This window comes from Pseudobutyrivibrio sp. OR37 (assembly GCF_900113655.1).
GTDB lineage: Bacteria > Bacillota > Clostridia > Lachnospirales > Lachnospiraceae > Pseudobutyrivibrio.
This window is the reverse complement of sequence record NZ_FOQF01000026.1, coordinates 37927-52231: the sequence shown is the minus strand read 5'-3', so window position 1 is coordinate 52231 and position 14305 is coordinate 37927. Positions and strand designations below refer to the sequence as shown.

The window sequence follows — 14305 nt, the reverse complement described above, 5'->3', positions numbered from 1 at the left end:
GCTGATATACAATACTTAGCAACTATTTCATCTATTGAGAGCGTCCCTGAAAGATATAGCTCTACGCATTGCTGCTTAAATTCAAGTGAATAGGCCTTGTTACCAACATGATTTGCGAAAGCTTCAATACCTTGTTCTTTATATCTTAAAGCCCACTTTCGAACTGTGTAAGCAGAGACACCATATTTCTTGGATAACTCAATTGAAGACTCACCATCTAAAAACAATTTTGATACCATTTCTCTAAACTCTGGAGTAAATGGGGATTTTGACATAAAAAACCTCCTTAAGTAGATTTGGTTATTTACCTTGTCTACTTAAGGAGGATCATATCAAATACAAAGGTAGCATCCATGTGTTTAGCCTAGTTCATAATATTCATCTATTTTGTTACATTAAATGCGTCCATTCCTGGATAGCATGCTGCACCACCGAGCTGTTCTTCGATACGAAGAAGCTGATTATACTTAGCAACACGCTCTGTACGTGAAGGAGCACCTGTCTTAATCTGGCAAGTGTTAAGAGCTACAGCCAAATCTGCAATTGTTGTATCCTCTGTCTCACCACTTCTATGTGATGAAATTGCTGTATAACCTGCCTTGTGAGCCATCTTGATAGCTTCAAGTGTTTCTGATACTGAACCAATCTGGTTGAGCTTGATAAGGATTGAATTGCCACATCCATTAGCAATACCCTTTGAAAGACGCTCTGTGTTTGTAACAAAAAGGTCATCACCTACAAGCTGAACCTTGTCACCAATCTTTGCTGTCATTCTCTGCCAGCCTTCCCAATCCTCTTCGTCAAGACCATCCTCGATAGAGATGATTGGATACTTGTCTACAAGCGCTGCCCAGTGATCAATAAGCTCATCTGTTGTAAAGTCCTTACCAGACTTAGGCTGATGATAGTAGCCCTTGCCCTTTTCAGACTTCCACTCGCTGGATGCTGCATCCATAGCAATCATGAAATCCTTGCCTGGCTCAAAGCCAGCAGCCTTAATAGCCTTAAGAATTGTCTCTATAGCGTCCTCATCGTTCTTAAGTGAATTTGGAGCAAAACCACCTTCATCACCTACTGCTGTAACATCTCCCATATCCTTAAGGATAGCCTTAAGTGCGTGGAAAACTTCTGCACACCAGCGTAAGCATTCGCTAAATGATGGAGCACCAACAGGCATAATCATAAACTCCTGTGTATCAACAGCGCTATCTGCATGAGCACCACCATTTAAAATGTTCATCATTGGAACTGGAAGCTTTGTACCCTGAACACCACCAAGAAATCTATACAGTGGAATCTCAAGTGATGTAGCTGCTGCTCTACAGCAAGCAATTGATGTTGCAAGGATTGCGTTTGCACCAAAGTTTGACTTGTCCTTTGTGCCATCAGCCTTAATCATTGCTGCATCGATAGCATAGATGTCTGATGCATTCATGCCTTCGATTACTTCAGCGATAGGTCCGTTGATATTTTCAACAGCCTTCTTTACTCCCTTACCTAAATATCTATTCTTATCTCCGTCGCGAAGCTCTAATGCTTCGAACTCACCTGTTGATGCGCCAGATGGAGCCATTCCTCTTCCAACGGTGCCATCAACAAGAGTAACCTCACACTCTACTGTAGGATTTCCTCTTGAATCTAAAATCTCTCTACCTACAACCTTTTCAATCTCTAAGTAATCCATAAATTACTTCCTCCTTCTTAAATTCGGGAACTCCCAATTGGTAGCAACAATATAAGGAGTTCCACAATGATTCACACATTAGTTAGCTATTGCTAACCATAAGTAGATTAACAGAACTGTGTAAAATCGTCAAGAATTTTAAGTAGAGAATTAAAAAAATTTTTATAAAAAATAGGATCTGGCTTATGCAGCCAGACCCTATAGCCCTCATTTTTACTAGTTGTCAACTTCGACTAAAGAGCACGAAGCATGTTTTGTAGTTACGCTTCCATCTTCGTCTTCTTTAACAATATCGTAATCGAACGCATGTGAGATAAAAATAATGCTATCTGAAGTATCATAAAATCTATATGTACATTCATAATCAGGAGCTTCTTTAACAGAAACCTTAATATCCTTAGATACGTTAGTTACACGATAATTAAAAAAGATCATACCACCTAATATAAAATCACGCATATAGCGTTCAGCATCCTGAATATTAGTAGCCTTCCCCATTAGTTCTTCGTTGATAACCTCTTTTTTGTCGTTGTACTCGGTTACCTTGAGCTTAAATTTTTTCCCCATTACATTATGCCTCCTCAATATGATATCAGTAAATAATATTTGATACATATATAATATCTAATTTTTCTATATTTTTCCACTAAAATCGAACTATTCTATCGATATTATAGTTTGTACCTGTAAAATTTCTTCTTTACCTTTTAAGATTAAACTTTTCAACCAATCCCTTCAGTGAATTAGCATGCTCGTTCATCTCGTAGCTTAATGCAAGTGACTCCTCCGATGTGGCGGCATTGTTCTGACCAACAGAAGAAATCTCACTAATGTCACTAGACATTTCCTTTACGGATTCAGCCTGGGTATTAGATGCATCTGCAATAGATTTTACTTTGCCAGCAATTCCCTGAACCTGTTCCACCATAGCATTAAGCTTTGTTGCTGTATCATTTGCAATTGATATACCTATTTCTACATTTCTAAGAGATGCATTAATAAGCTCTGCTGTGTCCTGCGCAGCCTCCACTGTCTGTCCAGCCAGCTTCGAAACTTCTCCTGCAACAACCGCGAAGCCCTTGCCTGCCTCTCCCGCTCTGGCAGCCTCAATGGATGCGTTAAGGGATAACAGATTTGTTTCATCTGCGATTTCATTGATTGTATCAATAATCTTTGAAATCTCCTGAGATGATGATGAAATGGCATCCATTGCATTTACTACATCCTGCATCCTCTTATTACCTTCTACAATATTCTCTGCAACCACCTCAACCTCTTTTGAAATAGTTGTAGCATCTGCTGAGCTTGTAGAAATCTGATCTGTAATATGATTAACGGTAACAGATAAATCGTCAACAATATTCGCCTGTGATGTAACTGTATCTGCTAGGTTTTGTCCTGCGCCTGCTATCTGATTAGCACCATCAGATACCATCTCAGACACCTCCATAATCTCTGTCATAGAATCAGATATCTGCTGTGAAAAGGCTTCGATTGCATTCTGGATATCCCTGAAATCCCCATCAAAGTCTTTATCAAAGGTAACATTAAAATCGCCCTGTGCCATAGTAGACATGTTGTTTCCAATCTCATCAATATAATAAATCAGGGAATCAACTGCTGTTCTAAGCTGATTTACAACTCTGCCAATTTCATTATCAGCATCATAATCAATTTCAACATGGACATTGCCCTTAGCTATCTCTTCCGTAGCCTTTGCAAGAACATCCAAATCCTCTTCTATTTCATGGATAAGGGCTTTACTCTTTTTCTTATTAATTGTTATGATAACTATAAGTCCAATAATTAAAACAACAACTGCAGCGCCAATGATAACAAGAATTGTTCTATATTTACCAGCTGCTGCCTTTTCTGCCAGTGTACCAGTTTCATCCAAAGAATCTGCTAAGGTCTCTGATACATCATTAAGTGTAGAATTATAATATTCTAATGCGCCCTTAGTATCTCCTTTTTCCACCAAAGCTAACATCTCAAAGGAAGCATCCTCGAATGCCTTCCAATTGGTTGTAAGCTGAGAGCCTAAAGTATCGTTGTTAAGGTTATCCGAAATAGTTGAAAAATATCCCTCAATCTTCGGGAATCTTCCTTCCAAATCCTCCTTCTGTGCAGCTGTAACCTCAGAATCATTAGATGCAACAGCAAGAAGCAAACGCTTATTAATTGTCTGCACATCCTTTCTAATTTCCATCTGGTAGGTTTCGGTTACAAATTGCACATTATAAAAGCTATAAATATTAACAAAAATCACAGCCAAAAATATTGCCATTATCAAAGTTATCCCTTGAAACAGCTTGATAGTAAATGTCGAAAAACCATTTAGTGCCTGTGCTATTGTCCCTTTCCTCTTATTCATACCTTTTCCTCCAATACATGATGTATATTAATACACAAAACCCCGACACAATAATTATAAAAGAAAAGGCTTATCTATAGGCTTTTTTCACAATTTTTTTATACTTTTTTCTTTACAGAGGATGCACTCACTGGAAATGTGAAATAAGTATTTTGATATGGTTCATTAGCAAGGGTAAAATGCCACCACTCTTCTGCTAATGGATTAAACCCATGACGAAGCATAACATCTCTTAAAAGCATGCGGTTTGCATACTGTTCTTTTGTGATGCCAGTGTAGTCAGACATCGCGGGAGACCCACGGTTTGAATAAATACAGAAATCCCCCTCTCGCTACGCAACAAAAAAAGGAATCCTGATGGATTCCTTCTTGTTGCGTAGCGAGAGGGGGATTCGAACCCTCGACACCGCGGGTATGAACCGCGTGCTCTAGCCAACTGAGCTATCTCGCCATATTAATGAAATATTTGATTTAAAATGGGACCTACAGGGCTCGAACCTGTGACCCTCTGCTTGTAAGGCAGATGCTCTCCCAGCTGAGCTAAGATCCCAGAGCTTTTTGCGATTTGTTTACCGCTTCAAGCGACTCGTATAATATAGCATTGGATTCAAAGAATGTCAACTCAAAAACAAATATTCGCAATACTTTTATTTTGAGCATTAATTTGCTGAAATTTCCCATCCCATCTCAGCCCCCAGTCCCTATACTATCGTACATTTAATAGCTATAAAAGTTTTATAATTATTTCACATATAGATGATATTATTACCCATATAGTGATTCTTGTGAGGATAATAATATGGCTGATAACAACAAACAATTAATTGATGATTCTGGAATGCACTCAGACACTCAAGAGATAGCTTCAAGGAGATTTGTATGGATATGTCGTTTCTTTTGTATTGTGTTAGCAATTCTAGGGGTAGCCGCATTGTACAACGGATTTATGTAGAGGGTAATTTATGTACGATTTCAAGCGAAGAATATACGAAGTATTAGAGGTTTCAAAATTTGGTGATAAGTCCAGCCATGCCTACGATCAATTAATGACAGCAGCAATTATTGTAGGTTTAATTCCTATGATGTTAAAAAAGGAAACCACCTATACCTACTGGATTGAAATTCTAACCAGCTTCATTTTTCTGACAGACTACATCGCCAGAGTTTACACTGCCGACTATAAAATGGGCTATAAAAGCTATAGAGCTTACATAGCCTATCTTTTCACGCCACTGGCAATATTTGATTTTCTATCTATTTTACCTGTTATCTATCTGTTTACACCTGTCTCTTCAATGATTGGTCTACTTCGCCTTTTTAGAATATTCCGCGCCCTAAAGCTGATTAGATATTCGAAAACAATGATAATAATCGCCAATGTTATTCGCAAGGTTAAGTCTCAGCTTATGGCTGTTCTCATTCTGATTATTGTGTATATATTTGTTTCTGCCATGCTGATATTCCAGCTAGAGCCTAACCTATTTAATAATTTTTTCGATGCTCTCTACTGGGCAACCATTTCTATCACAACAATCGGTTATGGCGATATATCACCTGTAACTCCTATTGGACGCCTTATTACCATGTGTTCAGCACTTGTAGGTGTGGCTGTGATTGCCCTGCCATCAGGTATTATTACAGCTGCTTATATGACAGAGATTACAAAAACAAAATCTAAGTATGAGTTGTAATCATACTTAGATTTGTCTTTAATAAAATATTAAATTATTACAACAACCCAGCCAATACAAATACTAATGGCGAGTTCCAATAAATAGTAATTTCGTTAAGTGAATAGCAATCCACATGATCTATATAGCACTTCATAGGAGCAGTATCCTTTGGAAGGCTCTGTGCCCTTTCATCCTGAAGGCCTGTGTTAGGACCGCCTGAAACCAAGCCTGGCCATGCTTCTAGTTTGCCTGCAAATGTAGGACGTAGATGAGGATTCTTAAATGCCTTTTCACCGTGTCCTGTAACATAGCTTACATCCATGCTATTGCAGCCCAATAAATAATCGATTCCAGCTGTTATCGTATTTACGAATTTCTCAGCTGGCTTTATTTCATTTGCCACTGTAAGTACCATGAGATACTTTAACAGCTCCATGTTACTTCCCCAGATAAAATTATTCTTTTTCATGCATAGGCCAAAACCATTTTCCGAAGCGTTTTCTACTAATCTTTCAGCCTCTTCTATTAGTGCATTCTCCACAAATGCATGAAGCTCACTTCCATCATCATTTAAGATGACTGACAGCGCGCCAAGACCTGCAACATCTGCCCAGCCAAAGCAGGTAAAAATATTTCCTGTATATTCCTTAAATGCATCTCCCTTATCGTACGCTTCAATAAGTGGCTTCTGCTTCAAGGCATCCTCATAGTATTTCTTTTCACCTGTCACCTCGTACAAAGCTGCTGCCGCCCAGAATCTGTTAGAGTAATCTTCGTTTTCAGGATATTCCCCTGTATTAGAGCCTTCGGCATTTTTAAATAATAAAGGCTTAGGATTTGCCTCTAGCCATTCATAGGCCTTTAAGGCTTTCTCTAAAAGTAAATCTCCATAGCTTTTATCAAATATCGCATATACGGAATGTGCCAGTGCAAAAACAGCTGCAATATCTGCTGTAGCAAGTGATGATACACTAAAGAGATATAACTCCTCCTTGTCATCCTCTGGCATGATAAATGGAGCATGACTAAAGGTTGTAACCTTATGCCATACACTTCCATCCTCTCTTTGCATTTTCATAAGAAAATCCAATTCCACTTTTACTTCTGCTAATATATCTGGCAAAAGCCCTTTCTCACAGGAAACCTTTGGAATATCAAATTCCACATCAAGAAGCTTTGGAAAAAATCTTATAGCATATAATAAATGTGCCACTGCTACAGCGCCTGCAGTGGAATATCTACCGTAATCACCTGCATCATGCCAGCCACCGCACACATCTACAGCTGGAACATCCTCCCCGTAAACTGTTGCCTTTGAAACATGGCAAGGGTCATGATAATACTTTCCTGCATATTTCTTATCCAAACCATGACCGCAGCGAAGATAATAAAAGCATTTGCAAACATCCTCCATAAGCTTACCAAACGCATTATCTCCAACAAAAAAAGATGCACTGGAAACATCACCAGCAAGGATTTTGTACATACCCTGATTCTTAATTGGACTAAAATCAGCGATATAAGTGTCCTCACCAGAGATTTCATCAGTGCCAAAGTGGGTAGTTTCCCCTTTGAACACTGACTCTCCGTTTGCATCGATTACTTGAAACTTTGCTGCATTAAAATTAAGCACAGCTCTCTTTTCAGAATTAGGTAAAAACCCAACCTGATTAACAAAAATCTTGTTCATTTTTATTCCCCCAATAATATATTTTACGCCTTTATAGCCCAGCGCATTTTTGTAGATTTACTTCTAGGATTTATTCTGCATTCCTTAGCTGATGGTCTTATTACATCAGAAGAAACCTCAGAATATACTCCAAGCTTTGCCAATTCCTTAAATGACTTTTTGACCAGTCTGTCTTCCCCTGAATGGAATGTAAGTATTGCTACTCTGCCACCTGGATTAAGAATACCAGGGAGCTTTTCCAAAAATGAATAAAGTACCTCGAATTCACTATTAACGTCTATACGAAGTGCCTGGAATACTCTTGCGCAGGATTTTTTGATGGCCTGCTCCTTTTCCTCCTTTGGCACCTTCCATAAGGCCTCTGATATAGCTTCACGCAAGGCTGTGGTGGTGTCCATAGGATTGCCCTTTGACATCAGAGTAAATACCTTGTGTGCAATCTCCTCAGCATAAGGCTCGTCAGAGTTTTCTACCATCATTCCGATAAACTCTTCCTCGGTGATATTATGAAGACGTTCTGCTGCACTTTCACCATGCTCAGGGTCTAATCGCAAATCCAGTGGCCCATCTATCTTGTAAGAAAAACCACGCTCAGGATTATCTATCTGCATAGATGATACACCTAAATCAGCCAAAACAAAATCAAACTTTCCAGCCTCTGCCGCAACCTGATCAATGTTTGCAAAATTAATAAGTCTAAACTGAAAATTATCCTCTCCAAAGCCAGCGCCACGCAAACGCTCTACAGTCTTTGCAGATTCGATTGGATCCACGTCAAGGCCGTACATTATGCCCTCGCCCTTAAGCTGCTCTAGCATTTTTCTAGTATGACCGCCGTAGCCTAGGGTACAATCTAAGCCCTGCTGACCTGGTTTAATCTGTAGAAAATCTAATATCTCCTGAACCATAATAGAAATATGCATGCCTGCAGGGGTAGAGCCCTTTGCAATAACATGCTCTATAGTATCAGCATACTTTTCAGGATTGTGCTCCTTATATTTTTCTTCGAATTTCTTTGGATATTTTCCAGAATAATGTACTCTTCTTTTATGCTTCTTTTCTTCCATAATCTCCTAACCAAACTTCTTCATTAGATTAGCCACAAGCTTAACGCAGTCTGCTGCATCTGCAGAATAACCGTCAGCGTTAATCTCGTCCTTAAAGGATTCGTTGATGCAGGCGCCGCCAATAATAATCTGAGCTCTGCAGCCCTTTTCCTTGGCAAGCTTTACCACATCATCCATTCGCATCATTGTGGTAGTCATAAGCGCAGATAAGCCGATGATATCAGCATCCACCTCTACCGCTTTATCAATTATAACATCTGCTGGCACATCCTTACCTAAATCTATTACATTATAGCCGTAGTTTTTAAGCATAAGCGCCACCAGATTTTTTCCAATATCATGTATATCGCCCTCAACAGTAGCGATAACGATTGTAGCCTTAGCATCAGAATCTTCGCTTGCAAGAAGTGGTTCGATATGCTTCATACCAAGTTCCATTGCATTAGCACCAGCAATTAGCTGAGGCAGGAAGTATTTCTTTTTATCGTAAAGATCTCCTACCACATTGATTCCCTTGATAAGGTGTTCTTCTATAATAGCCTGAGGCTCCACGCCCTCATCAATAAGCTTTTGAATCTCAGGTATTATCTGCTCCTTTTTGCCCTTAACAACACATTCTGCCACTGGGCTTAAATCCACTGCTGCACCTGTAGCACCAGTAGCTGGAGCTGTAGAAGCTTTTCCTGCTGCACCCACACTTGCCTCTACCACAGGTAGTGATGCATATTTCTCCAAGGCACCTGGCTTATTCATCAATGTATCCGCAGCTGCTGCGCAATACATAAGCATTTCCTGATTAGGATTTGCGATAGCCATTGTAAGTCCCTTGCTAACTGCTATAGTAAGATATGTTGTATTAACAAATGGTCTGTTAGGCATTCCAAAGGAAATGTTTGAAAGACCGCACACTGTAGGAAGCTTTAGCTCATTCTTGCAATATTCAATAGTTTCAAAGCACTGTAAGCCTGCTGTACCCTCTGCGCCTACTGTCTGTACTAATACATCAACAACAGCATCCTCCTTGCGAAGGCCAATACGCTCTGCCGCAGTTAAGACTGTATTTATATGCTGCTTTTTCTCCTCAATATCCTTAGGTAGGCCTGCCCCTGATAAAGGAAGGGTGATAAACATAGCACCGTATTTTTTAGCAAGACGAAGCATGTCCCCCATCTTTGCTTCCTCTGCTGAGATGGAATTGATAAGTGCTCTACCAGGATAAATACGAAGAGCTGCCTCCATAACATCCACATGGCTGGTATCGATACAAAGAGGTAAATCAACAGCTGATGTAACCTCATAAATGCTATCGAGCATCATCTGCTTTTCGTCGATACCATTCATACCCATGTTTACATCTAATATGTTGGCTCCCTTTTCCTCCTGCTCTCTGGCAAAATCCACTACCATTGAAAGGGAACCATTCTTTAAGGATTCCTGGAACTTCTTCTTTCCAGTTGGATTGATTCTTTCTCCGATAACCATAAATGGCCCATCCAAATCAATCCATGTATTCATTCTCTCAGAGGTAACTACTCTAAGAGGTTCGTTCTTATATACGTGCTGAGGCTTGTCCTTAAGGGCCGCAACAAGCGCCCTAATATGCTCTGGTGTTGAACCACAGCAGCCACCAAAAAGTGAAGCACCTGCCTCATAAAGCTTAAGACATGCTTCTGTAAATTCATCTGGTCCCATCTTATAGACAGTTTTGCCATTTTCAAGCTCTGGCAATCCTGCGTTTGGCTTAACCATAATAGGGACGTTTGCAACAGCAGCCATCTGCTTTACCAAATCAAGCATAGCATCTGGGCCAGTGCTGCAGTTCATGCCCACGCAATCTACACCCATAGATTCAAGAACTATCATGGCTGTATCAGGTGCAGTTCCATACAGTGTCTTTCCATCAGGATTGAATGTAAGTGACACGATAATAGGAAGGTCACAGGATTCTTTGATTGCAAGTACTGCTGCTCTACATTCCTGAAGGCTCATCATTGTCTCCACAACAAATAAATCGACACCCTCTTCAAGTATTGCAGCCACCTGCTCCTTGTAGCAATCCACCAAATCCTCAAACATTAAATCCCCAAGAGGAAACAGCTGCTTACCTGTCATGGAAATATCAGCTGCCACAAGTCCCTTTTCGCCTGCCACTTCTCTAGTAAGTCTTACGAGCTGTCTATTCATCTGAATCAGATTATCCTCAAGACCATATTCTGCCAGCTTTATTCTAGATGCTGTAAAGGTAGGGGCAAGAACTATGTCTGAGCCTGCCTCGTAATATAATCTCTGCAAATCCTGAATTGCAGAAGGATTATCGATAATCCATTTTTCAGGACAAACCCCTGCTTTAAGCCCCCGCTTTTGAAGCTCTGTTCCTGTAGCACCGTCAATAAAAACAATTCTTTCTTCTAATAGCTGTCTAAACTCTTGTCGTGTCATCCTGTCTCCCTTTCATGCAAGAACCTGTTGCCTACTAATACTACTTGCCCACGATTGTGCCACCGCCAAGCACCACGTCCCCATCATAAAATACTGCTGCCTGACCTGGTGTTATGGCTCTCTGTGGTTCCACAAATGTTATCTTAGCTGTAGTTTTATCTAGTCTAACCACATGGCAAGGCTGATCTGCCATTCTGTAGCGCACCTTTGCGCTGCAATCAAACTCTTCTCTATCATCATTTGGATCAATCCAATTGATATTCTTAACTAATACATCCTTTGAGAATAAATCCTCATTCTTTCCAAGGATAACCCTATTGCCAGGAACGTCTAAAGCTACTACATATAAAGGATATGCGGCAGATATTCCAAGTCCCTTTCGCTGACCTATAGTATAGCCTACTATGCCCTTGTGCTTTCCAAGAACATTCCCTTCCATATCTACAAAATCACCTGGCTCATATTCCTTGCCTGTGAATCTCTTAAGAGCTGAGACATAATCTCCATCTGGAACAAAGCAGATATCCTGACTATCTGGCTTGTTTGCATTGATAAATTCGTGACTTTCTGCTATACGGCGTACCTCATCCTTTGAAAGCTCTCCCAGTGGAAACTCTGTATGTGCAAGCTCCTCCTGAGTCATGTTATAAAGTACGTAGCTTTGGTCCTTATTACCATCAAGTCCCTTTAATAGTTGATATCCATTATCGCATTTACGAATTCTAACGTAATGTCCAGTGACAATCTTTTCGCAGCCCAAAATCTGTGCTCTGCGATAAAGCTCATCAAACTTCATGTGCTTATTACACTCAATACATGGATTAGGTGTCATACCACATTCGTAGCAGCTTATAAAATTATCAATAACTGTCTCTCTAAATTTCTCCTGGAAATTAAAGGTATGATGCGGCATCTCAAGACGTCTTGCAACAGCCTTGGCATCCTCTACGTCGTCTAAGGAACAGCATGTGTGACCATTGCACACCCCGATATCTTCGTTGGCATAAAGCTTCATAGTGCAGCCTACGCACTCATATCCCTTTTCCTTCATTAATAATGCAGCGACACTACTATCTACGCCACCGCTCATAGCTATTAATGCTTTCATATATAATAAACCTCTTATTCGTCTTTAATATTCCCAGCCTTTACATTGGCTTCTATTATAGAATCAACAACCTTAAAAAGCTCCTTAGAGCCAAGGGCTGTTTTATCTTGTCTACCGTGAACCTGTGTAGCACTTACACCGTGCTGTCTCCAATCCTCTCCACCGTTACTGTTATTAAGCATTAGCGGCTGAAGATTATCCATAGAATGAGCAAACTTTGATTCAGCAGTCTCATAAGCTTCAAACTCTTCAAAAAGAGCCATAAGCTCGCTGGCCTGATCACTAGGTAGCATTCCAAAAAGATGCTCTTTAGCAGCCTTTTCTCTTAAAGCCTGAGTCTTCTTTCCTTCTTCATCATAAGCGTAGGTATCCCCAGCCTCTATTTCCACAATGTCGTGAATCAGGCACATCAGCATAACCTTACCTATATCTACAGGCTCATTGGAATATTCTCTTAGAAGATATGCCATTATAGCCATATGCCAGGCATGCTCTGCATCATTTTCATTTCTTCCATGGCCTGAAAGATGTGTCTGTCTAAATATATTTTTCTCTTTATCTATTTCAAGAGCAAAATCCAGTTGTCTCTTTAGTCTATCAGTCATTACTTTTCTCCTATTTTAGATATTGAGTCTCTTACCTATAAAAACTATAGGCTTATTATACTTATGCTTTAGGGAAAAATAAACAAAGAAATTACAAAATCTATCTTTTCCCTATCATATTTATTTTTAAAAATTATTCACAAAGTACGCACATTTATTAACTACAATATATTAAAGTTACTATGTAATTAAGTGAGGATAGCATGAAAAGACCTATTTATGAACTTTTAAAAGAATTTGTAAATCTGGCTCCTGCTCCTTGTACAGCACTTTCTGTGGAGAAAAATCCTGACGGTACCTGTGGCGATGTACGATTCTTCGCTGTAAATGATGCGTTCAAAAAGAGCTTCTACGGACTTTTTATTGAAACTTATGGTCAAAAACCTGCAGAATTAAAAGATTTAGATTCTTACATAGAGGGACAGCTTTACACACTTTCTATAGCAAAAGAGCCGAAATTTGAAGAGATTTGTTTCAGGGCCGCCTGGAATAAGGAGTATATTCACACCTATGTAGATACTACTAAAATGTACGGCTATTGGACTGAAGATTTTTTAATTCCTTGCGATTGTGACCACGAGGAAAATATTTCCTATTGCTATTTTACATATCAGCTTAACAAAAACATGGATACTGGAAAATTCAGTGCCGTTTCTCCTGATATTTCCAGCTATGTTATAAAGGCCTGCCTGGAGCTTAGAAATGAAAATGAATTTTACTCCAGCATGAATGTGGTTATAAATGATTTAAGAGCATACACTGATTCACTTAATGCATGCATCTTGACTGTGGATTCTGAAAGAAAGTCCTTCGAGGTTATTGGTGAGTCAGTTAAAAATAATATTCATTCAATAAAAGATTATTTTCAAAATTTCCCTTACGAAATAATAGCTAGTTGGGAAAAGCTTGTGGAATCCACCAACATTATCATCATTAAGGATGAAAATGACATGGATTATTACGGGACTATTGCACCTGACTGGGTACAAACCATGAGGGAAGCACATGTTAAGAATCTATGCTTGTCACCTTTTATCCATCATGGTGAAATAATAGGCTATTTATATTTAACGGATTTTGATGATACCAACTTGGCTCGAATAAAAGAGATTGTAGAGCTACTATCCTTCTTCCTGAGCGCCGAGGTGGCCAATCATACCTTCATGGAAAAGCTTGAATATCTAAGCAATGTAGACATATTAACAGGTGTCTTCAACCGTAACTGCATGAACGTAAACGTAGATGAATTGTCCCTAAAGCTAAAGCTTGAGCCTAAACCATTTTCCGTTGCTTTCTTCGATTTAAATGGTCTTAAATCAATCAACGACAAAGGCGGTCATAACTCAGGCGATGATCTGTTAAAGGATGCTGCCAAGGTATTAAAGGAGATTTTTCCTGATGACAAAATCTTTAGAGCTGGCGGCGATGAATTTGTAGTTATCTCTTTAGAGGATTCAGAGGAGGCCTTTCTTCAAAAGCTTGCAGCAGTACGAAAGAAAGCATGTGACCCTGACTGGCTAAACTTTGCTATTGGTCACTACCATGATAATTCAGCTGGAAATCTTCGCTTGGCTATGCGCTACGCTGATGAAAATATGTACGAAGATAAAAATGCTTTCTATGAAGCACACCCTGAAAAACGCCGCTAACAGTAATGACAAGGAT

General features: G+C 39.5%; 12 protein-coding genes and 2 tRNA genes. 2 read left to right on the top strand and 12 right to left on the bottom strand.

Annotation, left to right across the window (positions count from 1 at the left end):
- From BM097_RS12145 to BM097_RS12115, 7 genes are all read right to left on the bottom strand, one after another.
- On the bottom strand, positions 1 to 275 hold a 275-nt coding region (locus BM097_RS12145; RefSeq protein WP_143084988.1), incomplete at its 3' end, for a helix-turn-helix domain-containing protein.
- 107 nt (positions 276 to 382) lie between these two features.
- Positions 383 to 1684 (bottom strand): phosphopyruvate hydratase, encoded by a 1302-nt coding sequence (eno, locus tag BM097_RS12140; protein ID WP_090550188.1) that lies wholly within the window; start codon positions 1682 to 1684, stop codon positions 383 to 385.
- 216 nt (positions 1685 to 1900) lie between these two features.
- Entirely contained in the window at positions 1901 to 2251 is a 351-nt protein-coding gene (locus BM097_RS12135; RefSeq protein ID WP_090550185.1) for a hypothetical protein, read from the bottom strand.
- 133 nt (positions 2252 to 2384) lie between these two features.
- Positions 2385 to 4058 carry a methyl-accepting chemotaxis protein gene (locus BM097_RS12130; RefSeq protein ID WP_090550182.1) on the bottom strand — a complete coding sequence of 558 codons (1674 nt, stop codon included), beginning with the start codon at positions 4056 to 4058 and terminating at the stop codon, positions 2385 to 2387.
- Positions 4059 to 4156: 98 nt separating this feature from the next.
- On the bottom strand, positions 4157 to 4345 hold the full coding sequence (locus BM097_RS12125; protein WP_090550177.1) for a M15 family metallopeptidase: 189 nt from the start codon (positions 4343 to 4345) through the stop codon (positions 4157 to 4159).
- A 90-nt stretch (positions 4346 to 4435) separates the two neighbouring features.
- Positions 4436 to 4509: transfer RNA gene (locus tag BM097_RS12120), tRNA-Met, on the bottom strand.
- A 26-nt stretch (positions 4510 to 4535) separates the two neighbouring features.
- Positions 4536 to 4608, bottom strand: a tRNA-Val gene (locus BM097_RS12115).
- Positions 4609 to 5020: 412 nt separating this feature from the next.
- Between BM097_RS12115 and BM097_RS12110 the strand changes: the two genes are divergently transcribed.
- Positions 5021 to 5749 (top strand): ion transporter, encoded by a 729-nt coding sequence (locus tag BM097_RS12110; protein WP_090550172.1) that lies wholly within the window; start codon positions 5021 to 5023, stop codon positions 5747 to 5749.
- A gap of 37 nt (positions 5750 to 5786) precedes the next feature.
- On the opposite strand, the gene BM097_RS12105 is transcribed toward BM097_RS12110, so the two are convergent.
- Genes BM097_RS12105 through BM097_RS12085 form a run of 5 tightly spaced genes read right to left on the bottom strand, consistent with a single transcriptional unit; the run spans position 5787 to position 12640 of the window.
- Entirely contained in the window at positions 5787 to 7421 is a 1635-nt protein-coding gene (locus BM097_RS12105; RefSeq protein WP_090550168.1) for a glycoside hydrolase family 9 protein, read from the bottom strand.
- Between the two features lie 23 nt (positions 7422 to 7444).
- Complete coding sequence (rsmH, locus tag BM097_RS12100) at positions 7445 to 8488, bottom strand: 16S rRNA (cytosine(1402)-N(4))-methyltransferase RsmH (RefSeq protein WP_177197457.1); 1044 nt, start codon at positions 8486 to 8488, stop codon at positions 7445 to 7447.
- Between the two features lie 6 nt (positions 8489 to 8494).
- A complete protein-coding gene (locus BM097_RS12095; RefSeq protein ID WP_090550160.1) occupies positions 8495 to 10927 on the bottom strand; it encodes a homocysteine S-methyltransferase family protein in 2433 nt (810 codons plus the stop codon).
- 40 nt (positions 10928 to 10967) lie between these two features.
- Complete coding sequence (gene mnmA / locus BM097_RS12090; RefSeq protein ID WP_090550157.1) at positions 10968 to 12035, bottom strand: tRNA 2-thiouridine(34) synthase MnmA; 1068 nt, start codon at positions 12033 to 12035, stop codon at positions 10968 to 10970.
- 14 nt (positions 12036 to 12049) lie between these two features.
- Positions 12050 to 12640: an HD domain-containing protein gene (locus tag BM097_RS12085; RefSeq protein WP_090550153.1), complete on the bottom strand. Its 591-nt coding sequence runs from the start codon at positions 12638 to 12640 to the stop codon at positions 12050 to 12052.
- Between the two features lie 203 nt (positions 12641 to 12843).
- Here BM097_RS12085 and BM097_RS12080 point away from each other — a divergent pair, with 203 nt between their 5' ends.
- A complete protein-coding gene (locus BM097_RS12080) occupies positions 12844 to 14289 on the top strand; it encodes a GGDEF domain-containing protein (RefSeq protein ID WP_090550148.1) in 1446 nt (481 codons plus the stop codon).
- Positions 14290 to 14305: the final 16 nt, after the last annotated feature.